At 62.2% G+C, this 26,610-nt stretch carries 22 protein-coding genes; 19 read left to right on the top strand and 3 right to left on the bottom strand.

The annotated features are described in order from the left end of the window. Positions 1 to 863: 863 nt before the first annotated feature. Together PQQ96_RS00870 and map are read right to left on the bottom strand one after the other, a co-directional pair. The gene (locus tag PQQ96_RS00870; protein WP_408287495.1) at positions 864 to 3,443 is read right to left on the bottom strand and encodes a [protein-PII] uridylyltransferase; all 2,580 of its coding nucleotides are present in this window, start codon (positions 3,441 to 3,443) and stop codon (positions 864 to 866) included. A gap of 31 nt (positions 3,444 to 3,474) precedes the next feature. After that, positions 3,475 to 4,284, bottom strand: coding sequence for a type I methionyl aminopeptidase (map, locus tag PQQ96_RS00865; protein ID WP_408287493.1), 810 nt, complete (start codon positions 4,282 to 4,284; stop codon positions 3,475 to 3,477). Between the two features lie 441 nt (positions 4,285 to 4,725). On the opposite strand from map, the gene rpsB reads away from it, so the two are divergent. From rpsB to PQQ96_RS00785, 16 genes are all read left to right on the top strand, one after another. Then, positions 4,726 to 5,478, top strand: coding sequence for a 30S ribosomal protein S2 (gene rpsB / locus PQQ96_RS00860; RefSeq protein WP_408287491.1), 753 nt, complete (start codon positions 4,726 to 4,728; stop codon positions 5,476 to 5,478). 193 nt (positions 5,479 to 5,671) lie between these two features. Continuing rightward, a complete protein-coding gene (tsf, locus tag PQQ96_RS00855; protein WP_408287488.1) occupies positions 5,672 to 6,553 on the top strand; it encodes a translation elongation factor Ts in 882 nt (293 codons plus the stop codon). A 210-nt stretch (positions 6,554 to 6,763) separates the two neighbouring features. After that, positions 6,764 to 7,477 (top strand): UMP kinase, encoded by a 714-nt coding sequence (gene pyrH, locus PQQ96_RS00850; protein ID WP_012400732.1) that lies wholly within the window; start codon positions 6,764 to 6,766, stop codon positions 7,475 to 7,477. Between the two features lie 101 nt (positions 7,478 to 7,578). Next, positions 7,579 to 8,139 (top strand): ribosome recycling factor, encoded by a 561-nt coding sequence (gene frr, locus PQQ96_RS00845; RefSeq protein ID WP_054035184.1) that lies wholly within the window; start codon positions 7,579 to 7,581, stop codon positions 8,137 to 8,139. 80 nt (positions 8,140 to 8,219) lie between these two features. Then, positions 8,220 to 9,002, top strand: coding sequence for a polyprenyl diphosphate synthase (gene uppS, locus PQQ96_RS00840; RefSeq protein ID WP_408287484.1), 783 nt, complete (start codon positions 8,220 to 8,222; stop codon positions 9,000 to 9,002). Then, positions 8,996 to 9,817: a phosphatidate cytidylyltransferase gene (locus PQQ96_RS00835; RefSeq protein ID WP_408287482.1), complete on the top strand. Its 822-nt coding sequence runs from the start codon at positions 8,996 to 8,998 to the stop codon at positions 9,815 to 9,817. Before uppS ends, PQQ96_RS00835 begins: the two co-directional genes overlap by 7 nt. Positions 9,818 to 9,827: 10 nt before the next feature. Beyond that, the gene (locus PQQ96_RS00830; protein WP_408287480.1) at positions 9,828 to 11,033 is read left to right on the top strand and encodes a 1-deoxy-D-xylulose-5-phosphate reductoisomerase; all 1,206 of its coding nucleotides are present in this window, start codon (positions 9,828 to 9,830) and stop codon (positions 11,031 to 11,033) included. Between the two features lie 7 nt (positions 11,034 to 11,040). Further along, entirely contained in the window at positions 11,041 to 12,426 is a 1,386-nt protein-coding gene (gene rseP / locus PQQ96_RS00825) for an RIP metalloprotease RseP (protein WP_408287479.1), read from the top strand. A 67-nt stretch (positions 12,427 to 12,493) separates the two neighbouring features. Continuing rightward, complete coding sequence (gene bamA, locus PQQ96_RS00820) at positions 12,494 to 14,797, top strand: outer membrane protein assembly factor BamA (protein WP_408287476.1); 2,304 nt, start codon at positions 12,494 to 12,496, stop codon at positions 14,795 to 14,797. Between the two features lie 59 nt (positions 14,798 to 14,856). Further along, a complete protein-coding gene (locus PQQ96_RS00815; RefSeq protein WP_171983761.1) occupies positions 14,857 to 15,387 on the top strand; it encodes an OmpH/Skp family outer membrane protein in 531 nt (176 codons plus the stop codon). Positions 15,388 to 15,533: 146 nt separating this feature from the next. Next, the gene (lpxD, locus tag PQQ96_RS00810; protein ID WP_408287474.1) at positions 15,534 to 16,652 is read left to right on the top strand and encodes a UDP-3-O-(3-hydroxymyristoyl)glucosamine N-acyltransferase; all 1,119 of its coding nucleotides are present in this window, start codon (positions 15,534 to 15,536) and stop codon (positions 16,650 to 16,652) included. A gap of 236 nt (positions 16,653 to 16,888) precedes the next feature. Beyond that, entirely contained in the window at positions 16,889 to 17,353 is a 465-nt protein-coding gene (gene fabZ, locus PQQ96_RS00805; RefSeq protein ID WP_035546182.1) for a 3-hydroxyacyl-ACP dehydratase FabZ, read from the top strand. Positions 17,354 to 17,448: 95 nt separating this feature from the next. After that, positions 17,449 to 18,237 (top strand): acyl-ACP--UDP-N-acetylglucosamine O-acyltransferase, encoded by a 789-nt coding sequence (gene lpxA / locus PQQ96_RS00800; RefSeq protein ID WP_408287472.1) that lies wholly within the window; start codon positions 17,449 to 17,451, stop codon positions 18,235 to 18,237. 3 nt (positions 18,238 to 18,240) lie between these two features. Then, positions 18,241 to 19,410 (top strand): lipid-A-disaccharide synthase, encoded by a 1,170-nt coding sequence (gene lpxB / locus PQQ96_RS00795; RefSeq protein WP_408287470.1) that lies wholly within the window; start codon positions 18,241 to 18,243, stop codon positions 19,408 to 19,410. Then, a complete protein-coding gene (gene rnhB, locus PQQ96_RS00790; protein WP_408287467.1) occupies positions 19,407 to 20,171 on the top strand; it encodes a ribonuclease HII in 765 nt (254 codons plus the stop codon). The genes lpxB and rnhB overlap by 4 nt, the downstream gene beginning before the upstream one ends. Positions 20,172 to 20,232: 61 nt before the next feature. Further along, positions 20,233 to 21,015, top strand: coding sequence for a TrmH family RNA methyltransferase (locus tag PQQ96_RS00785; protein WP_408287464.1), 783 nt, complete (start codon positions 20,233 to 20,235; stop codon positions 21,013 to 21,015). A gap of 89 nt (positions 21,016 to 21,104) precedes the next feature. Here PQQ96_RS00785 and ppsR read toward each other — a convergent pair whose 3' ends face one another. Further along, the gene (ppsR, locus tag PQQ96_RS00780; protein ID WP_120304748.1) at positions 21,105 to 21,920 is read right to left on the bottom strand and encodes a posphoenolpyruvate synthetase regulatory kinase/phosphorylase PpsR; all 816 of its coding nucleotides are present in this window, start codon (positions 21,918 to 21,920) and stop codon (positions 21,105 to 21,107) included. A 529-nt stretch (positions 21,921 to 22,449) separates the two neighbouring features. Between ppsR and ppsA the strand changes: the two genes are divergently transcribed. The 3 genes from ppsA (at position 22,450) to PQQ96_RS00765 (ending at position 26,463) form a co-directional block, all read left to right on the top strand. Next, entirely contained in the window at positions 22,450 to 24,855 is a 2,406-nt protein-coding gene (gene ppsA / locus PQQ96_RS00775) for a phosphoenolpyruvate synthase (RefSeq protein WP_408287461.1), read from the top strand. Positions 24,856 to 25,011: 156 nt separating this feature from the next. Continuing rightward, positions 25,012 to 25,467, top strand: coding sequence for an NfeD family protein (locus tag PQQ96_RS00770; protein ID WP_408287458.1), 456 nt, complete (start codon positions 25,012 to 25,014; stop codon positions 25,465 to 25,467). A 63-nt stretch (positions 25,468 to 25,530) separates the two neighbouring features. Then, positions 25,531 to 26,463, top strand: coding sequence for an SPFH domain-containing protein (locus tag PQQ96_RS00765; RefSeq protein WP_408287455.1), 933 nt, complete (start codon positions 25,531 to 25,533; stop codon positions 26,461 to 26,463). The last annotated feature ends 147 nt before the right edge of the window (positions 26,464 to 26,610 follow it).

Genomic DNA, 26,610 nt, shown 5'->3' with positions numbered 1-26,610 from the left:
CGACGCGGAGCACGTTCGCTACGATCGCCGCCACCTTCAAACTTACGGGGCGCACGCTCGCCGTCGTCACGACGCGGACCACGGTCGCCGCCGCCTTCAAATCGGCGCGGGGCGCCTTGGCTGCGTTCGCCGTCAGCGCGACGCGGAGCACGTTCGCTACGATCGCCGCCACCTTCAAACTTACGCGGCGCACGCTCACCATCGTCGCGACGCGGGCCACGGTCGCCGCCACCTTCAAATCGACGCGGAGCGCCCTGGCTACGTTCGCCGTCAGCACGGCGCGGAGCGCGTTCGCTACGATCGCCAGCGCCTTCAAACCTGCGAGGCGCACGCTCACCATCGTCGCGGCGCGGACCCCGGTCGCCGCCTTCAAACCGGCGCGGAGCGCCCTGGCTGCGTTCACCGTCAGCACGACGCGGAGCGCGTTCGCTACGATCGCCGCTACCTTCAAACTTACGGGGCGCGCGAGCACCCTCGTCCCGACGGGGTGCGCGATCGCCGCTACCCTCAAAGCCGCGCGGCGCACCGCCGGCCCCTTCGCGCCGCGGCGGGCGATCCGACGGTGCCCGGCGCGCTGCGCCCGCACCACCTGCATCCCGCTCGCGGGAAAACGATCCTTCAGCCCGCGGCGCACGCGCACCGGCACCCGCCGGACGCTTGCCGCCACCCGCCGGCCGCTTGCCGCCGCCCGCTGCGCCAGCGCCTTCACCCCGCGCCCCGTTAAACCCAGCCGTCGGCGTAGACGGCCTTGGCCCGACCGGGCGCGTCGGCTTACGCGCCGAGGTGCTTCCGGTACGGACAGGGGCGCGTTCGGACGAAGCCGGCCGCGGGTGCTTGGCTGTTAATTTGACTCGCATGAAATCTCACACTGCAATCGCGCGCAGCAGTTCGGTCTCGACCTGAATTTGCAGGCGGTTGTCCGACAGACCGTATCCATCCAGCAGGAACACGTCTTCAACGCGTTCGCCGAGCGTATTGATCCGCGCCGACGCGACGCCGACCCGGTGCTCGGCCAGCACGCGCGCGATCGAATAAAGAAGGCCTGGCCGGTCATTCGCAGACACGGACAGGATGTAATATTGGCCACGCTCGTCGGCCCGAAGATCGACGCGCGGCGTAACAGGGAAGGTCCGCGACAGCCGTGACAAACGGCCTTTCGACGGTCCCGGAAGCAGGGTGCCGTCACCGGTCAGGCGTGCGGTCAGTTCCTGTTCGACCAGATTGGCAATATCGCGATAATGCACGTCTTCTTCGGTATGCGCGACGAGGAAATTATCGAGCGCGTACCCGTGACGGGTCGTGCTGACCCGCGCATCGAGCACCGACAAGCCATTGCGGTCGAAATACGCGCAAATGCCGGCGAACAGATCGGGCTGGTCTTTCACATACACCAGCACCTGAAGCGCCTCGCCGATCGGTGACGGACGTGCCCGCACGATCGGCGTGGTGGTCTCGACGTGCCGGTACAGCACGCGGGTCTGCCACGCGATATCCGCCGCGTCGTGGCGCAGGAAATAGCCGATATCCAGCTTGTCCCACAGCGCCTTTTGTGCGCCTTCCGGCACGGTTTCGAGGCGCAGCAGCGCAAGCGCTTCTTCCTGGCGCGATTTCAGTTCCGAATGCGCGTCAGGCCGTGCGCCGCCGAGCACCGCCAGCGTTGCGCGGTAGAGGTCCTCGAGCAGCTTGCCTTTCCACGTGTTCCAGACTTTCGGGCTGGTGCCACGAATGTCGGCCACGGTCAGCAGGTAAAGCGCGGTCAGCCGGCGCTCGTTGCCGACCAGTTCGGCAAAGCGCTTGATGACTTCGGGGTCGCTCGTGTCCTGCTTCTGCGCGACCTGGCTCATGGTCAGATGCTGCTGGACCAGCCAGACGACCAGTTCGCCGTCCTCGCCCTCGATGCCGTGGTTGCGGCAGAAGCGTCGCGCGTCGGCCATGCCGAGCGTGGAATGGTCGCCGCCGCGGCCCTTGGCGATGTCGTGAAACAGCGCCGCCACGTACAACACCCATGGCCGGTCGAAATTGGCGATTAACTGGCTGCAGAACGGATATTCGTGCGCATGCTCGGCGACCGCGAAGCGGCGCAGATTGCGCAACACCATGAGGATGTGCTGATCGACCGTGTAGACGTGATACAGGTCGTGCTGCATCTGTCCGACGATGCGCCGGAAGTTCAGCAGATAGCGCCCGAGCACGCTGGTCTGGTTCATCAGGCGCAGCGCGTGCGTGATGCCGGCCGGCTGCTTCAGGATGTCCATGAACAGGCGCCCGTTTTCCGGATCGCGGCGCCAATGCTGATCCATCACGTCGCGGGCGTTGTAGATGGCACGCAGCGTGCGCGCCGACAGGCCTTTTACGCCTGGCGTCTGTTCGTAGAGCAGGAAAGCTTCGAGGATCGCGTTTGGCTCGCGCTGGAACACGTCGTCGCTGGCGATTTCCAGCATCCCTTGCTTCTCGACGAAGCGATCCGACAGCACGCGCGTGATGCCGCTCGTGTTGGGGAAGAGCTGCGCTTCGATGTTCTGGATCAGGATCGTGGCGAGTTGCGTCACGGCCTTCGCGGACCAGTAATAGCGGCGCATCAACTGTTCGCTGGCGCGCTTGGTGGCCGTCGGCTTGTAACCGAAGCTTTCGGCTACCGGCGTTTGCAGGTCGAAGACCAGAATGTCCTGGCGGCGGCCGGCGATCACATGCAGCCGGGCACGCAGCGTTTTCAGGAAGCCTTCGTTGCGGCGCAGTTCGCGCGCTTCGCGCTCGGTGATCAGGCCGCGCGCTTCGAGCTCGCGCCAGCTGCTGCCGAAACCGGCCGCCTGGGTAATCCACAGAATCAGTTGCAGATCGCGCAGGCCGCCGGGGCTTTCCTTGATGTTCGGTTCCAGCGAATACGGCGTGTCCTGAAACTTGGCGTGCCGCTGACGCATTTCCAGCACTTTGGCCTGGAAGAACGCACGCGGGTCGAGCGTTTCGCGATAGCGCTTTACAAAGTCGTCGAAGAGCGGGGCGCTGCCCGTAATGCGCCGCGCTTCGAGCAGCGAAGTGCGCACGGTAACGTCGTTGGCGGCCTCTTCGACACACTGCGACACGCTGCGCACGCTGCTGCCGAGTTCGAGCCCCAAATCCCAGGCAAGACTGATAAAGCGTTCGATGCGCGCTTCGAGGTGCTCGATTGGCGCGTCGGGAAGCAGGACCAGAATGTCAATGTCGGAGTGCGGCGCGAGTTCGCCCCGCCCGTAACCGCCGACGGCCAGCAGGGCCAGTTCGGGTGGCAGCTCGCAGGTGTTCCAGGCGGCGCGCAGCGACTCGTCCGTGGCGCGCGCCAGGGCGGCCATCAGCGCGTCGACGTTGGAGGCCGTCTTGAAGCGTTCCAGCAACTGGGCTTTGGCCACTTTGTAGTCCGCCTTGAGCGACGTGGCATGGGATTGGGCGACGGCTGGAACACTACTCATTGGCAGGCGGGCAGGTGAGGTCGGAAGTCAGTCAGGCCGTCGCCGCGACAACCGGCGGACGCGCGGGCGTGCCGGCCGAGACCGTCAGCACGTCGTAGCCGGTTTCGGTGACGAGCACGGTGTGCTCCCACTGTGCCGACAGGCTGCGGTCTTTGGTCTTGACGGTCCATTGGTCCGGCATGGTGCGGATGTCGCGCCGCCCGGCGTTGATCATCGGCTCGATCGTGAAGATCATGCCCGCCTGCAGTTCGAGCCCGGTGCCGGGACGGCCATAGTGCAAAATCTGCGGGTCTTCGTGGAACACCGTGCTGATGCCGTGGCCGCAATATTCGCGCACCACGCTGTAGCCTTGCCCTTCGGCATGCTTCTGGATGGCGTAGCCGATATCGCCGAGATGGGCGCCCGGGCGCACCTGATCGATGCCGAGCCACATGCATTCGAAGGTGGTCTGCACGAGGCGTTTGGCCATGATCGAGCCTTCGCCGACAATGAACATCCGGCTGGTGTCGCCGAAATAGCCTTCCTTGATCACCGTGACGTCGATATTCAGCGCGTCGCCGTTCTTCAGCGTCTTGTCGCCCGGAATGCCGTGACAGATCACGTCGTTCACCGAAATGCAGGTAGCCTTCGGATAAGGCGGGTAGCCGGGCGGCTGATAGTTCAGCGGCGCCGGAATCGTGCCCTGTTCCTTGAGCATATATTCGTGACACAACCGGTCGAGTTCGCCGGTCGTGATGCCGGCCGTGACGAACGGCGTAATGTAGTCGAGCACTTCGCTAGCGAGCTTGCAGGCGACGCGCATCTGCGCGATATCGTGTTCGTTTTTGAGCGTAATAGCCATGAGTCGGGCCTGAAATGCGATTTATTGCGAGATTATCGCACCATATTCCGGGTGCCGCAGGCTTTTGCCACGGTTTTGCGCTAAGGCCGTTGCCGCGCAGGTGCAACCCGGCAGCGGCAAACAGGAGCTACCGCGCAGGTTGAGTCGGCCGATAGTCACGTGCTATAATCTTTGGCTAAGTCGATCTCTGTCTTATTTTGTTGCTTTATTGCTGTCCTAGGGCTGTTCTAGTGGGCGCAAATGAGGCGCAAGGTGGCAGGAAAGGCTGGTCGTAGCGATAGTTGCCTGCGCTACGGGCAAGGCGGTACCCAAGGCAGCAGACTCGCAAGCCGGCGCACCCAGGGTGTCCGTTGCGTTCAGCCAGAGGAGGTGCAGTGAGCACAACTGGCGGCGCGGCCGATACGGCAGCCGGCTTAAGACCCAACCCTCGCGGAGAATTTCATGGCAGTTACTATGCGTCAAATGCTGGAAGCCGGTGTCCACTTCGGTCACCAAACGCGCTTCTGGAACCCGAAGATGGCCCCCTTCATTTTCGGCCATCGCAACAAGATTCACATTATCAACCTCGAAAAGACGCTGCCGATGTACAACGACGCGCTGAAGTACGCGCGTCAACTGGCAGCGAATCGCGGCACGATCCTGTTCGTCGGCACGAAGCGCCAATCGCGTGACACGATCGCTGAAGAAGCGCAACGCGCTGGCATGCCGTTCGTCAACGCACGCTGGCTCGGCGGCATGCTGACCAACTTCAAGACGCTGAAGGTTTCGATCAAGCGCCTGAAGGACATGGAAGCATCGCTGGAAGCAGGCGAAACCGAACGCATGAGCAAGAAAGAAGCGCTCCTGTTCGAACGCGAAATGGCCAAGCTGCAAAAGTCGATCGGCGGCGTGAAGGACATGGGCGGTATTCCGGACGCGATCTTCGTGGTCGACGTCGGCTACCACAAGATTGCCGTGACCGAAGCTAACAAGCTCGGCATTCCGGTTATCGCCGTGGTCGACACGAACCACTCGCCGGAAGGCATCGACTACGTGATCCCGGGTAACGACGACGCTTCGAAGGCTGTCGCTCTGTACACGGCTGGCGTGGCTGACGCGATCCTGGAAGGCCGTGCAAACGCGGTCAACGAAGTGGTGCAAGCTGCCCGTGGCGGTGACGGCGACGAGTTCGTCGAGGTCAACTCGGAAGCGTAAAGCTGCCCCGTGTCCGGCAAAAAAGGGGGCTTTCTACAGGCCCCCTTTTTTTAAGCCGCGACAAAGTAGTGGTGTGCTGTGAGCAGTGCCTGAAACATAGTCCGTAGAAAATACGTGCGATGTTGAAACGAATTCTTGCCGCCGGTATCGAAGTCCGGACGGCGTGTGACAGACGGAACTCAAGGAGCAAATGATGGCGGCAATTACCGCAAGCATGGTTGCAGAACTGCGCGCAAAGACCGACGCGCCGATGATGGAATGCAAGAAGGCGCTGACGGAAGCTGAAGGCGACATGGCGCGCGCTGAAGAGCTGCTGCGCGTGAAGCTGGGCAACAAGGCCAGCAAGGCAGCGTCGCGCGTGACGGCTGAAGGCGTGGTCGCATCGTTCATCGGCGGCAACGCGGGTTCGCTGGTCGAACTGAACTGCGAAACCGACTTCGTTTCGAAGAATGACGACTTCCTGGCGTTCTCGAAGACGATCGCTGAACTGGTCGCTACGCAAAACCCGGCTGACGTCGCGGCTCTGGCGGCACTGCCGCTGGACGGCTCGACGGTCGACGCAGTGCGTCTGGCGCTGGTCGGCAAGATCGGTGAAAACCTGTCGATCCGCCGTTTCGTGCGTTTCGACACATCGAACAAGCTGGCAGCGTACCTGCACGGCACGCGTATCGGCGTGCTGGTCGAGTACACCGGCGCGGACGAGCAGGTCGGCAAGGACGTGGCAATGCACATCGCCGCAATGAAGCCGGTCTCGCTGTCGTCGGACGACGTGCCGGCCGATCTGATCGCCAAGGAACGCAGCATTGCTGAGCAGAAGGCTGCTGAATCGGGCAAGCCGGCTGAAATCGTCGCCAAGATGGTCGACGGCAGCGTGCAGAAGTACCTGAAGGAAGTGTCGCTGCTGAACCAGACGTTCGTTAAGAACGACAAGCAGACGATCGAACAGATGCTGAAGGCTGGCAACGCGAGCGTGCAGAAGTTCGCGCTGTTCGTGGTCGGCGAAGGCATTGAGAAGAAGCAGGACGACTTCGCAGCTGAAGTGGCCGCTCAAGTCGCTGCTGCAAAGCAACAATAAGTCTCACCGCAATACCGTTGGACCCGCGGCGGAGCAAGACTTTGCCGCGGTCGGCGGCGCCGCAAGGCTGCACGCGGGTTGACCCTCGCTGTGCAGCCGCCTCTGGCGAACCCCAGGGTTCGTCAATTTGGCGACGCTTGCCCGAATCAGCATTTCACCCCTACATTAGTCCCTTGTTGTTGCCCTGTTCTGCGCGATCTGGATACCCCTATGCCCACTGCCTATAAACGCGTCCTGCTCAAACTCTCCGGTGAAGCTCTGATGGGCGACGATGCCTTCGGCATCAATCGCGCGACCATCGAACGAATGGTGGCGGACGTGGCCGAAGTGGTCCGTCTCGGAACGCAGCTGGCCGTGGTGATCGGCGGCGGCAATATTTTCCGCGGCGTCGCGGGCGGCGCGGCCGGTATGGATCGCGCCACGGCTGACTACATGGGTATGCTGGCCACGATGATGAACGCGCTGGCGCTGCAGGACGCAATGCGTCACGCCGGTATCGAAGCGCGCGTGCAATCCGCGCTGCGCATGGACCAGGTGGTTGAGCCGTACATCCGGCCCCGCGCGATTCGCCAGCTCGAAGAAGGCAAAGTCGTGATTTTCGCGGCCGGTACCGGCAATCCGTTCTTCACGACGGATACGGCCGCCGCGCTGCGCGGCTCGGAAGTCGGTGCGGAAGTGGTGCTGAAAGCCACCAAGGTGGACGGCGTCTATTCGGCCGACCCCAAGAAGGACCCGAGCGCGACCCGTTACACCACGATCAGCTTCGACGAAGCCATCGGCCGCAATCTGCAGGTGATGGACGCCACGGCGTTCGCGCTGTGCCGCGACCAGAAGCTGCCGATCCGGGTGTTTTCGATCGTCAAGCCGGGCGCGCTTAAGCGCATCGTACAAGGCGAGGACGAGGGTACCCTCGTCCACGTGTAAACTCTCGTTCACATAACGTGGGCTTTAACGCGAGCCCAGGCCGCGCGCATAGTGCGCGCGCTGGCCGACTCGCACCGTTTTGAAGGTTCGGAGGTTTAAAAATGTCTGTGGCTGATATCAGGAAGGGCGCTGAACAAAAGATGCAGCGTTCCATCGACGCGTTCAAGAACGACCTGTCGAAGATCCGCACGGGCCGTGCACACACGGGCCTGCTCGATCACATCCAGTGCGATTACTACGGTTCGCCGGTGCCGATTTCGCAAGTCGCGAACCTGACGCTGATCGACGCACGCACGATCGGCGTGCAGCCGTGGGAAAAGAAGATGGTCCAGGTCGTCGAAAAGGCGATCCGCGAGTCGGACCTCGGTCTGAACCCGGCAACGCAAGGCGACGTGATTCGCGTACCGATGCCCGCGCTGACCGAAGAACGCCGCCGCGAACTGACCAAAGTGGTCAAGAGCGAAGCGGAAACGGCCAAGGTCGCGGTTCGTAACCTGCGCCGTGATGCAAACGAGCAACTGAAAAAGCTCGTGAAAGACAAAGAAATTTCAGAAGATGACGAGCGACGTGCGGGTGACGACGTTCAGAAACTGACCGACAAGTTCGTCACTGAAATCGACAAGCTTGTAGTGACCAAAGAAGCCGAGATCATGACGGTCTGAGGCCGGTTGACTCCCAGAAATGGGGGGCACTCAGTCCTTTCAAGGTTTCCACTTCTTTATTTGTCACAGTCCCGACGGCCATGACCTATACCAGCTCAACCGTGCGCGTGCCTGATGTCGCCGCGGTGCCGCGACATATCGCGATCATCATGGACGGCAACGGCCGTTGGGCGACCCAGCGCCGTCTGCCGCGCGTGGCCGGCCATACGCGCGGCGTCGACGCGGTGCGTGCGGCCGTCGAGGCCTGCGCCCGGCAGGGCGTCGAATACCTGACGCTCTTTGCCTTCAGCTCGGAAAACTGGCGCCGCCCGAACGACGAAGTGTCGTTCCTGATGCGCCTGTTCGTCACCGCGCTGGAGCGCGAGATCGGCAAGCTGCACGCGAATGGCATCCGTTTGCGTGTGGTTGGCGATCTGGCGAAGTTCGATACCCGCATCCGCGACCTGATCAAGCGCGCGGAGACCAAAACCGCGCGCAACACCCGTCTGACGCTCACCATCGCCGCCAATTACGGCGGCCGCTGGGACATCATGCAGGCGACCCGCAAGCTCGCCGAGCAGTCGGCGCTGGCGGGCGAGGCGGTCGAGGTGAACGAGGACTCGTTCGCCGAACACCTGTCGATGGCCTATGCGCCGGAGCCGGACCTCTTTATCCGCACCGGCGGCGAGCGCCGCGTCAGCAACTTCCTGCTCTGGCAACTCGCCTACACCGAGTTCTACTTCACCGACACGTTCTGGCCGGATTTCGACGCCGACGCGCTCGGCCACGCTATCGCTTCCTACGCGGAGCGTGAGCGCCGCTTCGGCCGCACCAGTGCTCAACTCGAGCCGCAATCGCAAAACGTCGATTCGCTTCCATGCTAAAAACCCGTGTCATCACGGCGATCATCCTGCTGGCGATCTTCCTGCCGGTCACGTTGTTCGCGCCGGTGGGCGCGTTCGGCGCGCTGATCGCCTTCGTCGTCGTGTTCGCAGCGTGGGAATGGGCGCGCTTGCTGAAGCTCGGCGGGGCCGGGCCGGTGATTTACGCGCTGGTCGCGGCGGTCGCGCTGGTTGCCAGCACAAGGCTCGGTACCGGCGTCGAGGAGGCGAGGTCGCTGTTTAAGGCGGCGGCGATCTTCTGGGTGATCGCCGGGCCGTTCGTGCTGTTGCGCAAGCCTACCCTCGCGCAAGGCGCCTGGCGCGGTTTCCTATTCCTTGCCGGTATTGTGGTATTTGTCGCGTGCTGGCATGCTCTCGTCGCCGCGCGCATGAAGGGCGTGCCGTTCGTGCTGTCGCTGCTGCTATTGGTATGGCTGGCCGATATCGGCGCATACTTCTCCGGAAAAGCTTTCGGAAAACACAAGCTGGCGCCTGCCATCAGCCCCGGTAAGACCTGGGAGGGTGCGATCGGCGGCTGGCTGGTGGTGATGATCGTCGCCGCGGCGGCGGTCTTTTTGCACGCGTTCGAGCCGACCCTGTATTCTGCGCTGCTGGCGCAATGGGGCGCCGTACGTACGCTGCTCGCCCTGACCCTGCTGGTGGCATTCAGCGTGGTGGGCGACCTGTTCGAATCAATGATGAAACGCCAGGCCGGAGTGAAAGATTCAAGCGGCCTGTTGCCTGGGCACGGTGGCGTACTCGACCGCATCGACGCATTGTTGCCGGTGCTGCCGCTTGCCATGCTGCTGCTCGGCTAGAGAAAGAGATATGCAAAAACGTCTGACATTGCTCGGTTCCACGGGCTCGATTGGAGACAGCACGCTTGACGTCGTCGCGCGTCATCCCGAGCGCTTTTCGGTTTACGCGCTGACGGCGCATCGCAACGGCGACAAGCTCGTCGAGCAATGCCTGCGCTTTCAGCCTGAAGTCGCGGTAGTCGGCGATGCCGATACCGCTGCGCATGTCGCGGCGAAGCTGCGCGAAGCGGGTTGCAAGACCGAAGTCACGTATGGGCCGCAAGCACTCGTGGACGTGTCGAAGAGCGATGGCTGCGACACGGTCGTGGCGGCAATCGTCGGTGCCGCGGGCCTCGCGCCGAGTCTCGCCGCCGCACGCGCCGGCAAGCGTATTCTGCTCGCCAACAAGGAAGCGCTGGTGATGTCGGGCGCAATCTTCATGGACGCGGTGCGCGACAACGGCGCCGTGCTGCTGCCGGTCGACAGCGAACACAACGCCATTTTTCAATGCCTGCCGCGCGAAGCGGCGCTGCACGGCGGCGTGTCGAAGATCATCCTGACCGCCTCGGGTGGCCCGTTCCGTACGCGCGAACCGGCCACGCTGGTCGACGTCACGCCTGACGAGGCCTGCAAGCATCCGAACTGGGTCATGGGCCGCAAGATTTCGGTCGACTCCGCCACGATGATGAACAAGGGCCTCGAGGTGATCGAGGCGCATTGGCTCTTCGACTTGCCGGGCGAGCGCATCGAGGTGCTGATTCACCCGCAAAGCGTGATCCATTCGATGGTGTCGTACGCCGATGGCTCGGTGCTCGCGCAACTGGGGAACCCTGACATGCGTACGCCTATCGCGCATGCGCTGGCGTTTCCCGAGCGCGTCGATTCGGGCGTGGCGCAACTCGATCTGCTGCAGGTCGCGTCGCTCTCGTTCGAAAAACCGGATTACACCCGCTTCCCGTGTCTCGCGCTCGCCGTGAAGGCGCTGGCCGAGGGTGGGTTGGCGAGCGCGGCCCTGAACGCCGCGAACGAAATTGCTGTTGAAGCGTTCCTGTCGCGTCAGATTGGTTTCATGGCAATCGCTCAGGTGGTCGACGCCGTCCTCAACGCGTTGCCGAACCGTAGCGCGCACGCGCTAGAAGACGTGATCGAAGCGGACGCGGCCGCGCGCCGTGCCGCCGCAGACTTCATCGCACGTCTGCCGGACGCCGCCCGTCGCACGGAACGCGCCGTCCAGTGAGGCGTCTATGAATCTGCTGATCGAACTGCTCGCCTTCGCGGTCGCGATTGGCGTACTCGTGGTCGTCCACGAGTACGGGCATTACAGCGTGGCGCGTTTGTGCGGCGTCAAGGTACTGCGTTTTTCGATCGGCTTCGGCAAGCCGCTGTTCCAATGGGTGAGCCCGAAGACGGGCACCGAATGGACGATTGCCGCGCTGCCGCTGGGCGGCTACGTGAAGATGCTCGACGAGCGCGAGACCGGCGGTGCGCCGATTCCCGCTGAAGCCTTGCCGCATGCGTTCAACCGGCAGTCGGTGTGGCGTCGTTTCGCGATTGTTGCGGCTGGTCCGGTTGCGAACTTCCTGCTCGCCATCGTGCTGTTCGCCCTCGTGTTCGCCACCGGCGTGACCGAGCCCGCGGCGGTGGTGGCCGCGCCTGCTCCGAATACGCCGGCGGCGTTGGCCGGTTTCGACGGTGGCGAAACCATCGTTGCGGTGCGTGCCGAGAACGCCGGTGAATCCGAGCGCGTGCGCTCGTGGTCCGACCTGCGCTGGAAGCTATTGGGTGCGGCCTTCGATCACAAGCGTGTGGTGCTGAGCGCGAAAGATGCCCACGGCACCTCGGACTTCCAACTGGATCTGCGCGGGATCACCGAGAAAGACGTCGACGACGACTTTATGTCGCATCTCGGGTTCGAGCCGGGTGGTGGCAAGCTGACGGTCGCGGGTGTGCAGCCGGATAGCGCAGCGCAAAAGGCAGGCCTTGCGGTGGGCGACCGTCTGCGCGCGGTCGACGGTGTTCCTACCGATAACGCCACGGCCTTCATCGCTTATGTAAAATCGCACGCCGGTGTGCCCGTGACGCTGCAAGTCGAGCGTGGTGGGCAAGCGGCGGGCACGCTGGAAGACGTCCGCATCGTCCCGCAGTCGCAGCGGGATGACGCAACGGGGCAGCAGATCGGCCGTATCGGCGCGGAACTCGCCACCCAGGTGCCGTCGATCGACGTGCGTTACGGACCGGTCGAAAGTCTGCAACTGGGCGCACGCCGTACGTGGGATCTGGCTGTTTATTCGGTACGCATGTTTGGGCGGATGATCGTCGGCGAGGCTTCGCTGAAAAATCTTTCTGGCCCCGTGACGATCGCCGATTACGCAGGAAAGAGCGCACGTCTAGGTCCTTCTGCATTCCTGTCGTTCCTGGCCCTTGTCAGTATTAGCCTCGGCGTACTGAACCTGTTACCAATTCCGGTATTGGACGGGGGTCATCTGTTATATTATTTGGTTGAAGCTGTAACCGGCAAAGTTGTCTCTGATCGCTGGCAACTCGTTTTGCAGAGGGCGGGTCTCGCCTGCATCGTCGCATTGTCGGCGATTGCGCTGTTCAACGATCTGGCTCGTTTAATCCATTTTTAAAGTGTCTGGCGGCGTTCACGATGGCGACCGTCTGACCTGATGCAGCTATACACACTGGGGAAGCACGTTGTTTAAACCTCATCGCTTTGTTCCAAAGACGGTTATAGCCGCGGCATTCGCCGCGCATGGGCTGGTTGCTCACGCAACGACGCCCTTCGTGGTGCAAGACATCCGGATCGAGGGATTGCAACGCGTCGAACCCGGTACCGTGTTCGCGTACCTGCCTATCAAGCAAGGCGACACCTTTAGCGACGACAAGGCTTCTGAAGCCATTCGCGCGCTATACGCCACGGGCTTCTTCAACGACGTCAAGATCGCGACCGAAGGCAATGTCGTCATTGTGCAGGTGCTGGAACGCCCGGCCATCGGCACGATCGACTTCGCCGGCATTCACGAGTTCGACAAGGACAACCTGACCAAGGCGCTGCGCGCGGTCGGTTTGTCGCAAGGCCGTTACTACGACAAGGCACTCGTCGACAAGGCCGAGCAGGAACTGAAGCGCCAGTATCTGACGCGCGGCTACTACGCCGCCGAAGTGACCACCACGATCACGCCGATCGACCGCAACCGCGTGTCGGTGCTGTTCTCGGTGGCTGAAGGTCCGAGCGCGAAGATCCGCCAGATCAACTTCATCGGCAACAAGGCGTTCAGCACGGGTACGCTGCGCGACGAAATGCAGCTGTCCACGCCGAACTGGTTCTCGTGGTACACGAAGAACGACCTGTACGCGAAAGACAAGCTCACCGGCGACCTCGAAAATGTCCGCTCGTATTACCTGAATCGCGGCTACCTCGAGTTCAACATCGAATCGACCCAGGTGTCGATTACGCCGGACAAGAAGGACATGTATCTGACGGTCACGCTGCATGAAGGCGAGCCGTACACGATCAGCAGCATCAAGCTGGCCGGTAACCTGCTCGACCGCGAGCCGGAGCTGGCCAAGCTCATCAAGATCAAACCGGGTGACCGCTTCTCGGCTGAAAAGCTGCAAGCCACGACCAAGGCAATCGTCGACAAGCTCGGTGAATATGGCTATGCGTTCGCCACCGTCAACGCGCAGCCGCAGATCGATCAGGAACACCACAAGGTCGACCTGACGCTGCAAGTGGACCCGAGCCGCCGCGTGTACGTGCGCCGCATCAACGTGGTCGGCAACACGCGCACGCGCGACGAAGTGGTGCGCCGCGAAATGCGTCAGCTCGAAAGCTCGTGGTTCGATTCGAACCGCCTCGCGTTGTCGAAAGACCGGATCAACCGTCTCGGCTACTTTACCGATGTCGACGTGACCACGGTGCCTGTCGAAGGCACGCCGGACCAGGTCGATGTGGACGTCAAGGTGACCGAAAAGCCGACCGGCGCGATTACGCTGGGCGCGGGCTTCTCGTCGACCGACAAGGTGGTGCTCTCCGCGGGCGTGTCGCAGGATAACGTGTTCGGTTCGGGTACGAGTCTCTCGGTGAACGTGAATACCGCCAAGACATACCGTACCTTGACCGTTACGCAGGTCGACCCGTACTTCACGGTTGACGGCATCAAGCGGATTACCGACGTCTACTACCGTACGTACCAGCCGCTGTACTACTCGACGGATTCGAGCTTCAAGATCGTCACGATCGGTGGTGACCTGAAGTTCGGTATTCCGTTCTCCGAAGTCGACACGGTGTACTTCGGTGCCGGCCTCGAGCAGAACCAGCTGGATATCGACGCGAACACGCCGCAAAGCTATATCGACTACGTGAACGAGTTCGGCCGTGTGTCGAACAACGTGCCGATCACGGTGGGCTGGTCACGCGACGCGCGCGACAGCGCACTGGTGCCGAGTCGCGGTTACTTCACGCAGGCGAACGCCGAATACGGCACGCCGCTCGGCGGCACGCAGTACTACAAGGCCGACATCAACGCGCAGTACTATTATTCGTTTGCGCGCGGCTTCGTACTGGGCTTCAACTTCCAGGGCGGTTACGGTAACGGCCTCGGCGGCAAGCCATACCCGATTTTCAAGAATTACTACGCGGGCGGTATCGGTTCGGTGCGGGGTTACGAGCCGAGCTCGCTGGGTCCGCGTGACGCGAAGACGAACGACCCGATCGGCGGCTCGAAGCTGCTGGTGGGTAACATCGAACTGACGTTCCCGTTGCCGGGCACGGGCTACGACCGCACGTTGCGTGTCTTCACGTTCCTCGACGGCGGTAACGTCTGGGGTACGGAAGGCAACAGCATCGGCGCGAATGGTCTGCGTTACGGCTATGGTGTCGGTCTCGCGTGGATCTCGCCGATCGGCCCGCTCAAGCTCAGCCTGGGCTTCCCGCTCACGAAGCACACTGGCGACCAGTATCAGAAATTCCAGTTCCAGATCGGGACGGCATTCTGATCCGGTGGCCGGCAATCCGGCGACCGGCCCGGCCAAACTACAGTATCGAGAGGATGACTTTGCTAACCGGTATGTTTTCGAAACGTGTGGCGTGCGCGCTGGCGCTCGCAGTGACGCTGGGCGTCGGCCTGGCGGGGACTGCGCACGCACAGGAAGCCAGGATCGCTGCGGTGAATTCGGACCGTATCCTGCGCGAATCGGCTGCCGCGAAGGCTGCCCAGGTCAAGCTCGAGGCCGAGTTCGCCAAGCGCGACAAGGATCTGGCCGACATGGCACAGAAGCTGAAGTCGATGTCCGATTCGCTCGACAAGAACGGCGCGTCGATGTCGGCCACCGATCGCGCACAGAAGCAGCGCGATCTGTCGCAGTTGGATACCGACTTCCAGCGCAAGCAGCGCGAGTTTCGCGAAGACCTGAACCAGCGTCGTAACGAAGAGCTGGCGGCCGTGCTCGACCGGGCTAACAAGGTGATCAAACAGATCGCCGAGCAGCAGCACTACGACCTGATCGTTCAGGAAGCGGTGTACGTGAGCCCGCGCATCGACATCACCGATCAGGTGCTCAAGGCCTTGGCGGCTTCGGGCAATTGAAATCGCGCTGGGTTGCTGCCCAGCGAGTTTTCAGATACCCGATTACCGGCCGCCGGGTCGCCGGCAGTTGGGGAGCGTAGGGCGGTTCGCAGCGCGGTGTTGTAGCGCTGACAAGTTGGACTGATTTTGCAGGAGACAGGATAGGCATGGCATTTACGCTCGAGGACATCGTCCAACGGTTCGGCGGTGAAGTAGTCGGAGACGGTTCGCAGCGCGTCGGCAGTCTGGCGCCGCTCGACCAGGCAGGCCCGGACCAGCTGGCGTTCCTCGCCAATCCGAAGTATCTGTCGCAGGTCGAAACGACCCATGCGGGCGCGGTGTTGATCAACGCCGACGACCTCTCGAAACTCACTTCGCGTGATGGCCATTTGCATGCCGCGCGTAACTTCATCGTCACGCCGAATCCGTACGCTTACTTCGCGCGCATCGCGCAGACTTTCATCGACATGGCAGCGCCAAAGGCTGTGCCTGGGGTGCACCCGAGCGCGACGATCGACCCGTCGGCCCAGATCGCCGCGAGCGCGGTAATCGGTCCGCACGTCACGGTGGAAGCGGGTGCGGTGATCGGGGAAAACGTGCGCCTGGATGCGAACGTGGTGATCGGCCGCGGTACGCGGATCGGCGCGGGTTCGCATCTGTATCCGAATGTCGCGGTGTACTACGGCTGCAAGCTCGGCGAGCGCGTGATCGTGCACGCGGGCGCGGTGATCGGTTCAGACGGTTTTGGCTTCGCGCCGGATTTCGTGGGTGAAGGCGATGCGCGTACCGGTAGTTGGGTCAAGATTCCGCAGGTTGGTGGTGTGTCGATCGCGGCAGACGTCGAGATTGGTGCGAACACCACGATCGACCGTGGCGCCATGGCCGATACGATCATCGAAGAGTGCGTGAAGATCGATAACCTCGTGCAGATCGGCCACAACTGCAAGGTCGGCGCCTATACGGTGATTGCTGGTTGCGCGGGCATTGCGGGCAGCACCACGATTGGCCGTCATTGCATGATCGGCGGCGCGGTCGGGATTGCCGGTCATGTGACCTTGGCTGACTATGTGATCGTCACGGCAAAGTCGGGCGTGTCGAAATCGTTGTTGAAACCCGGCATGTACACCAGCGCGTTCCCGGCAGTGAATCACGCGGACTGGAACAGGAGCGCTGCTTTGCTGCGTAACATCGACAAACTCCGCGACCGTATCAGGGCGCTCGAGAATGACGCGTCGGCGGACAAACCGGCCAACGCAGTAAGCAATTCCGCAGGCGACAAAGCCTGAGAAGTCTGAAAAACTCGCAGGCCAACCGGCAGAACAGCCCGGGGGCCAACCGGCGAGGTAGGGCAACCGGCCGGCACCGCGTAAAATAGCGGCCAAGCATCAGAAGCAAAGTCGGTTGCCGTGACCGGGTGGCACGGCCGCCGGGTCTCGGCAAGCGCCGGCAGCACGCGTTACCAACCCACCTGCACCAGCATCCGCAGTCATCATCGCGCAGTTAATGCGTGAGTAGAAACACCATGAGCACCGAAAAAATCAATCTCGACATTCATAAGATTCTCACGCTGCTGCCGCATCGTTACCCGATCCTGCTAGTCGACCGGGTGCTCGAACTCGAGCCGCACAAGCGCATCAAAGCGTTGAAGAACGTGTCGATCAATGAGCCGTATTTCCAGGGTCACTTTCCGACCCGTCCGGTGATGCCCGGCGTGCTGATTCTCGAAGCGCTCGCACAAACGGCAGCCCTGCTGACGTTTTCCGAAGAGCCGAGCGACCCGTCGAACACGCTGTATCTGTTCGTAGGTATCGACAATGCACGCTTCAAGCGTGTGGTGGAGCCGGGCGATCAGCTGATCCTGAATTGCACGTTCGAGCGTCATATGCGCGGCATCTGGAAGTTCAAGGCGCGCGCCGAAGTGGATGGTGTCGTGGCGGCGGAAGCCGACCTGATGTGCGCGGTGCGGCACACGGACAAAGACGCTTAAAGATCGGTGTCCGGGCAGTCAGCGGCTTACTGTAAGCCCTGTTAGCTCCGGCTACGCCCATCCAGACAACGCAACAGAATTAGAAGCGAGGACGCATGAGCAGGATTCATCCCACTGCGATCGTCGAACCGGGCGCGCAACTCGACGAATCCGTCGAAATCGGACCGTACGCCGTCATTGGCGCACATGTGACGATTGGCGCACGGACCACGATCGGTTCGCACAGCGTGATCGAAGGTCACACCACGATCGGCGAAGACAACCGGATCGGCCACTACGCATCGGTCGGCGGCCGTCCGCAGGACATGAAGTACAAGGACGAGCCGACCCGGCTCGTGATCGGCGATCGCAACACGATCCGTGAATTCACCACGATCCACACCGGCACGGTGCAGGACGCGGGCGTTACCACGCTAGGCGACGACAACTGGATCATGGCCTACGTGCACGTCGGGCACGATTGCCACCTCGGCAACAACGTCATTCTGTCGAGCAATGCGCAGATGGCCGGCCACGTGACGATCGGCGACCACGCGATCATCGGCGGCATGTCGGGCGTGCATCAGTTCGTGCGCATCGGCGCGCATTCGATGCTGGGCGGCGCTTCGGCGCTCGTGCAGGACGTCCCGCCGTTCGTGATTGCCGCGGGCAACAAGGCTGAGCCGCACGGTATCAATGTCGAAGGTCTGCGCCGCCGCGGTTTTTCGGCGGATGCGATCTCGGCGCTGCGCTCAGCGTACCGCCTGCTATACAAGAATGGCCTGTCGCTGGAAGAAGCGAAGGTGCAGTTGCGCGAACTCGCATCCGCGGGTGGCGATGGCGATGCGCCGGTACAAACGCTGCTTGCGTTCGTCGAAGCGTCGCAACGCGGCATCATCCGCTAAGCGATGGCCCTGAACCCGAGTCCGCTACGCGTGGCGATGGTGGCTGGTGAGCCGTCCGGCGACCTGCTGGCGGCGTCGCTGCTCGACGGCCTCACGAGCCGTCTGCCCGCCGGTACCCAGTATTACGGGATCGGCGGTCCGCGCATGATTGCCACGGGCTTCGACGCCCACTGGCCGATGGAAAAGCTCACGGTGCGCGGCTATGTCGAAGCACTGAAGCATATTCCCGAGATCCTCGGCATCCGCAACGAACTGAAGCGCCAGTTGCTCGCTGAGCCGCCGTCGGTGTTCATCGGCGTGGATGCGCCCGATTTCAACTTCGGCCTCGAGCATCCGTTGCGCGAAGCGGGCATTCCGACCATTCACTTCGTCTGTCCGTCCATCTGGGCGTGGCGGGGCGGGCGCATCAAGAAGATCGCCAAGGCGGTCGACCACATGCTGTGCGTGTTCCCGTTCGAAACGGCGCTGCTGGAAAAGGCTGGCGTCGCGGCGTCCTACGTGGGCCATCCGCTTGCTGACGAGATCCCGCTCGAGCCCGATACGCTCGGCGCGCGCCGCACGCTCGGCCTCGCTGAAAGCGGTCCGATCATCGCGGTGCTGCCGGGCAGCCGGCGCTCCGAGATCGATCTGATCGGTCCGACGTTCTTTGCGGCGATGGAGATGATGCAGCACCAGGAGCCTGGGTTGCGCTTCGTGATGCCAGCGGCCACGCCTGCACTGCGCGAGATGCTGCGGCCGCTGGTTGATTCGCATCCCGGCCTCGCACTGACCATCACCGACGGCCAGTCGCAAATCGCGATGACGGCGGCGGATGCGATCCTCGTCAAGAGCGGCACGGTGACGCTGGAAGCCGCGTTGCTGAAAAAGCCGATGGTGATCTCGTACAAGGTGCCCTGGCTGACCGGCCAGATCATGCGCCGCCAAGGTTATCTGCCTTACGTCGGCTTGCCGAATATTCTGGCGGGGCGTTTCGTCGTGCCGGAAATCCTGCAGCACTTCGCGACGCCGCAAGCGCTCGCCGAGGCCACGCTGAAACAGTTGCGCGACGAAGCCAACCGGCGCACGCTGACGGAAATCTTCACGGAGATGCATCACGTGCTGAAGCAGAACACCGCGCAGCGTGCGGCGGAAGTCGTGGCGAGCGTCGTCGAAAATCGGAAGACGCGGCCGTGACCGCTGCGCGCGCACCACGTCGCAAGGCCGCGACCGTTGCAGGCGCGGCGGCGCGGCAGGTCGGTCTGGACTTCGAAACACCGGATGACGTTGTCTGCGGTGTCGACGAAGCCGGGCGCGGGCCACTGGCTGGCCCGGTGGTCGCTGCGGCGGTGATTTTCGATCCGTCGAAGCCGATGATTCGTGGTCTCGACGATTCGAAAGCGCTCACCGCCAAAAAGCGCGACGAACTGTACGAAAAGATCGTCGACCGGGCGCTGGCTTACTGCATTGCCTCCGCGACCGTCGAAGAAATCGATACGCTGAACATTCTGCATGCCACCATGCTGGCGATGAAGCGCGCGGTCGAAGGTCTCTCAGTCGTGCCGACGCTCGTGAAAATCGACGGCAATCGGTGCCCGACGCTGAGCATCCGCAGCGAAGCCGTGATTGGCGGCGATGCACTGATCAAGAGCATTTCGGCGGCGTCGATTCTCGCCAAGGTCACGCGCGACCGCATGCTGCTCGAATTGCATCAAACCTATCCGGTCTACGGTTTTAACGCGCATGCCGGCTACGGCACACCGCAGCATCTCGCGGCGCTGCGCGAACATGGGCCCTGTGAGCATCATCGGCGCTCGTTTGCACCGGTGCGTGAAGCGTATCAGCGGTTCGGCACGGCTTCGAAGCGGCTGCCGGTGGGCAACGTGATCGTCGTGTCCGGAACGCTCACCGACATCACGCTCGACGACGACGCCTTCGGCGAACGCAGCGGCGCCTGAGCGTCATGTGTTGCCCGGCGCGTCGCCCACTCTTTCCTCATTCTCTCTGTCTTCGCTGCCTGTGAAAGCCATCACCTCGCGGGACAATCCGCTCTACAAGCGCCTCAAGGCGCTGGCCGGCTCGACGCATCAGCAGCGTCGCAGCGGCCACGCGTTGCTCGAAGGCTTCCATCTGGCGAGCGCGTATCTCGACGTCGCCGGGCAGCCGGAAATGTGCATCGTCACCGAAGGCGCGCTGCGTCACGACGAAGCGCAGGCGATCGTGTCGCGCATCGACGAGCACCATATCGTCACGCTGCCTGACGCGTTGTTCGGTCAGTTGTCAAACGTCGTGCACGGTGTCGGGATTTTGCTGCTGGTTGAAAAGCTCGATACGCCGCTTCCGGAAAAGGTCGGAGAAACCTGTCTCGTGCTCGATGGCGTGCAGGATGCCGGCAACGTCGGGTCGATTCTGCGCAGCGCGGCGGCGGCCGGTATTCAACAGGTGTTTTGCGCACCGGGCACCGCGTACGCGTGGTCGTCGAAGGTATTGCGCTCGGGCATGGGCGCGCATTTCCTGCTGCAAATCCACGAAGATGTCGAAGCGCAGGGTTTGATCGAGCGTCTCGCCGTGCCCGTCGTCATTACGGACTCGCACGGTGCCGAGGCGATCTACGATTGCGATCTGAGCGGACCGCTCGCATGGGTGTTTGGCAACGAAGGGGCGGGCGTATCGCAGACCTGGCGCGACGCGGTTTCCTTGCGGGTGACGATTCCTCAGCCGGGCGGCATGGAATCGCTCAATGTGGCGGCCGCGGCGGCGGTGTGTGTCTTCGAACAGTGCCGCCAGCAGCGCCACGCCTGACATTGCATTGACTTCGGGTCTGAGGCGACCTTCGCGATCACCTCAGCACCACGCGCATCGGTAAAACAGGCCGCGCTCGGCGGCCACGTTCAATAAGCCGGCCGGTCCAGCTTGATCTCCTGCAGAATCGTCGTCGCGATCTCTTCGATCGACTTATGCGTCGACGACAACCACTTGACCCCTTCGCGCCGCATCATCGCTTCGGCCTCATTGATCTCGTAACGGCAATTTTCCGGCGCGGCGTACTTGCTGCCCGGCCGGCGCTCGTTACGGATCTCCGACAGCCGCTGCGGATCGATCGACAGACCAAACATCTTCTGCCGATGCGCCAATAACGGCGTAGGCAGCTTGCCGCGCTCGAAGTCTTCCGGAATCAGCGGATAGTTGGCGGCTTTCACACCGTACTGCATCGCCAGATACAGGCTCGTTGGCGTCTTGCCGCTGCGCGATACGCCGACCAGAATCACGTCGGCGTCGGCCAGATTGCGGTTCGATTGACCGTCGTCGTGGGCGAGCGAGAAGTTGATCGCCTCGATCCGGTTCTTGTATTCCTCGGTATCGGCGTTCTGGTGGCCGCGGCCCATCGCGTGGCTCGACTTGAGCTCCAGTTCCTGTTCGAGCGGCTCGACGAAGGTCTGGAACATGTCCAGCACGAGCGCATTCGAACGCTTGACGATCTGATTCGACGCGCTGTCCACCAGCGTCGTAAAGACGATCGGACGACGGCCGTCCTGCTGGATCGCTTCGTTGATCTTTTCTAGCGTGGCGTAGGCTTTTTCCGTCGAGTCGACGAAGGGCACGCGAACCAGGCGGAATTTCTGGTCGAACTGGGAGAGGATCGAATGCGCGAAGGTTTCGGCAGTGATCCCGGTACCGTCGGAGACGATGAATACGGTGGGCGGCATCAGTGGGGCTGGGGAACGTGAGCGGACAAAAGCGCTCGAATGAAACATCGCTGCATGGACGTCGCTGCACGGTGGCTAACCGGTGATTGCAGCGGCGTCATATCAGCGCGCCGTGGGCACCGCAACTGCGCCCGGATGGCGGCGGGGCCTCGCAAGAGCCCGCCAGCCGGACCGGGGCGCGATTCGAGGCGCAATTCTCGTCCGACTGTCACATTTTGAGAGTCGGCACGGTAGAATAGCGGCAACCTGTTGGATAAGCAATTGCAGGCGATTGGCGGCTAACTTACTGCGAACGGTCGGTCAACGCCACGCTTTGCGCCGGTAACTGGCGGCAAATTGAGAGATCAGGCCGGATCGATCGGTAATTTCGTCCAACCGCTTTCTACGTCGGGCTTCTGGCGATTCTGGCCATTTGCAGCGATTGCTTCTCCAACAGGTTGTGCAAGACGCGAGGTCACGCTTCCAATGGGCGTGTCGCGTTCAAGCCCACTTGCACAGCCGTGAATTTCTTTCACACTTAGGGGCTTGTATGACTAACGCAGTTACCGTCGCAAAGGAAGAGGCGTATGTAGTTCCGTTTGAGCAGTTGCGGATGACCGATGTGGAGATTGTCGGCGGCAAGAACGCGTCGCTTGGCGAGATGATCAGTCAGCTCGCCGGAGCCGGCGTGCGCGTGCCGACTGGCTTCGCCACCACGGCGCTGGCTTTCCGTGACTTCCTGCATCACAACAATCTGACTGAACGCATCGCCAAACGTCTCGAATTGTTCGACGTCGACGACGTGAAGGCGCTCGCCGAAGCGGGCAAGGAGATCCGTCAATGGATCATCGACGCCCCGATGCAGCCGCGTCTCGAAGCGGATATCCGCGCAGGCTTCGACACCCTGCAAAACAGCTCGCCTGAAGAGCTGTCGTTTGCCGTGCGTTCCTCGGCAACGGCAGAAGACTTGCCGGACGCATCGTTCGCGGGTCAGCAGGAAAGCTACCTCAACGTAGTCGGCATCGACGACGTGCTCGATCGCATGAAGCACGTGTTCGCGTCGCTGTATAACGACCGTGCTATCTCCTATCGCGTCCACAAGGGCTTCACCCACGCTGAAGTCGCGTTGTCGGCAGGCGTGCAGCGCATGGTGCGCTCGGACGTCGGCGCGGCAGGCGTGATGTTCACGCTGGACACGGAATCGGGTTTCAAGGACGCCGTCTTCATCACGTCGAGCTATGGTCTCGGCGAAACGGTCGTGCAGGGCGCCGTGAATCCGGACGAGTTCTACGTCTTCAAGACCACGCTCGCGCAAGGCAAGTACCCGATCATCCGCCGCTCGATTGGCTCGAAGCTGATCAAGATGGAATTCACGAAGGCCGGCGAAGAAGGCCGCGTGAAGACCGTCGACGTCACGCATGAGCAGCGCAACCGTTTCTCGATCACCGACGAAGACGTGATCGAACTCGCGAAATACGCCGTCATCATCGAAAAGCACTACGAGCGTCCGATGGACATCGAGTGGGGCAAAGACGGCCGCGACGGCAAGATATTCATTCTGCAGGCGCGCCCGGAAACGGTGAAGAGCCAGGCTGCGGGCAAGGCCGAGCAACGCTTCAAGCTGAAGGGCCAATCGAACGTGCTGGCTACCGGCCGGGCAATCGGCCAGAAGATCGGCGCGGGTCCGGTGCGCGTGATCCACGATCCGTCGGAAATGGACCGTGTGCAGCCGGGCGACGTGCTGGTCGCCGACATGACCGACCCGAACTGGGAACCGGTGATGAAGCGCGCCTCGGCAATCGTCACGAACCGTGGCGGCCGTACCTGCCACGCGGCGATTATCGCGCGTGAGTTGGGCGTGCCGGCTGTGGTCGGCTGCGGCGACGCCACCGACGTGCTGAAGGAAGGCGCGCTGGTGACCGTGTCGTGCGCCGAAGGCGACGAAGGCAAGATCTACGACGGTCTGCTCGAAACCGAAATCACCGAAGTGCAGCGCGGCGAACTGCCGCCGATTCCGGTGAAGATCATGATGAACGTCGGTAACCCGCAACTGGCCTTCGATTTCTCGCAACTGCCGAACGCAGGTGTGGGTCTGGCACGGCTGGAATTCATCATCAACAACAACATCGGCGTTCACCCGAAGGCGATTCTCGAGTACCCGAACATCGATCAGGACCTGAAGAAGGCCGTGGAAAGCGTGGCCCGCGGCCATGCTTCGCCGCGCGCGTTCTACGTCGACAAGCTGACCGAAGGCATCGCCACGATCGCCGCGGCGTTCTATCCGAAGCCCGTGATCGTGCGTCTGTCGGACTTCAAGTCGAACGAGTACAAGAAGCTGATCGGCGGTTCGCGTTACGAGCCGGACGAAGAAAACCCGATGCTGGGTTTCCGTGGCGCATCGCGCTACATCGCCGACGACTTCGCCGAAGCGTTCCAGATGGAATGCATCGCGCTGAAGAAGGTGCGTGAAGAGATGGGCCTCGACAACGTCGAGATCATGGTGCCGTTCGTGCGTACGCTGAAGCAGGCGGAGCGCGTGGTCGGGCTGCTGGAGAAGTTCGGCCTGAAGCGCGGCGAGAAGAATCTGCGCCTGATCATGATGTGCGAAGTGCCGTCGAACGCGATTCTCGCCGAAGAATTCCTGCAATTCTTCGACGGTTTCTCGATCGGTTCGAACGACCTGACGCAGCTCACGCTCGGCCTCGATCGCGACTCCGGCATGGAACTGCTGGCAGTCGATTTCGACGAACGCGACCCGGCCGTCAAGTTCTTGTTGAAGCGCGCGATCGACACGTGTCTGCGACTGAACAAGTACGTCGGTATCTGCGGCCAGGGCCCGTCGGATCATCCGGACTTTGCGCAATGGCTGACCGATGAAGGCATCAAATCGATCTCGCTGAACCCGGACTCGATCATCGAGACGTGGCAGCAGCTGGCGAAATCGCTGACGAAGTAAACAAGCGCAGGGCAGGTGCCCGATAAGCGGTTTGCATAAAGGGTGTGCAGTACGTTAAAAGCACGTAAAAGCGTACTGCACCGCCCGATAAATGCACCCGCTTCGTGCTATAAACACCCCGGTAGATCCGGGGTGTTTTGCTTTGTGGAGGTCGACGTGGCGCCAGGTGGATTGTTCTGGTGGATCGGGGCGGGTGTGCTTGTCGTGTTGGAGCTGATCAGCGGCACCTTCTATTTGCTGATGATCGCATTGGGCTGCGTTGCAGCAGCCATTGCGCAACTGGCGGGCGTGGCCGCCGACCTGCAGTTCGCGATTGCTGCCGTCGTGGCGCTTGCGGCCGTCCTGTTGCTCAGGCGCTCGCGCTTTGGCCGTAGAACACGCAAGGAGGCGTCGAAGAACCCGGACGTGAATCTGGACATCGGCCAGACGTTGAGCGTGCCGGCGTGGCACGAGCGCCGGGCCCGCGCCAATTACCGCGGTGCGGAATGGGACGTCGAACTGACGGCGGGCGAGCCCGAAGACGCGCAGCTCTATGAAATCGTCGAGATGCGCGGCAGTTGTCTCGTCGTCGTGGCCAGCCGGCCGGCGAAAACCAGGGCAACCGTGGCCTGAGCGCGCGCCAAAGCGTGCACAGAGCCCTACATAACTATTCGAACTACGGACCGGAGGTCAGTCATGGATTCAACCATTGTCGGGGCGGTGTTTCTGCTTATCGTGATCATTCTGGCGGCGCAGACGCTCAAGATCGTGCCGCAGCAGCACGCGTGGGTGCTGGAGCGGCTCGGCCGCTATCACCGCACGCTGACGCCGGGCTTGAGCTTCGCGTTTCCCTTCGTCGACCGGATCGCCTACAAGCACATCCTCAAGGAAATCCCGCTCGAAGTGCCGAGTCAGGTGTGTATCACGCGCGACAACACGCAGTTGCAGGTGGATGGCGTGCTGTATTTCCAGGTCACCGACCCCATGAAGGCGTCGTACGGCTCGAGCAACTTCGTGTTTGCGATTACGCAGTTGTCGCAGACCACGCTGCGCTCGGTGATCGGCAAACTCGAACTCGACAAGACTTTCGAAGAGCGCGACTTCATCAACCACAGCATCGTCTCGTCGCTCGATCAAGCGGCAGCGAACTGGGGCGTCAAGGTGCTGCGTTACGAGATCAAGGACCTGACGCCGCCCAAGGAAATTCTGCACGCGATGCAGGCGCAGATTACCGCCGAGCGCGAGAAGCGCGCACTGATCGCGGCCTCCGAAGGGCGCAAGCAGGAGCAGATCAATATCGCCTCGGGTGGGCGCGAGGCGTCGATCCAGAAGTCCGAAGGCGAGCGGCAAGCGGCGATCAATCAGGCGCAGGGTCAGGCTGCTGCGATTCTGGCGGTGGCTGAGGCCAACTCGCAGGCCATTCAGAAGATCGCTGCGGCCATCCAGTCGAATGGCGGGATGGAAGCGGTGAACCTGAAAGTGGCCGAGCAGTACGTGAACGCGTTCGGCAATCTGGCCAAGCAGGGCACCACGCTGATCGTGCCGGGTAACCTGGCGGATATGAGTTCGATGATCGCGTCGGCCCTGACCATTGTGAACAAGGGGAAGGGCGCAACCGAGGCGCGCTGAGTTGACTTGAGTTGGCGGCAGGGCTGGCTGACACGGTCTGATCCGGCCCTCCGGCGCTCCGATCGTCCGTTACCTGGAACTGCCAAAAAAATGGCCCGCGACTTGTGCGGGCCATTTTTATTCGGCGACTCTGCCGGTCAAACCGGG

This window comes from Paraburkholderia sediminicola (assembly GCF_046027825.1).
Classification (GTDB): Bacteria; Pseudomonadota; Gammaproteobacteria; order Burkholderiales; family Burkholderiaceae; genus Paraburkholderia; species Paraburkholderia sediminicola_D.
This window is presented reverse-complemented; position numbering and strand designations above follow the sequence as displayed.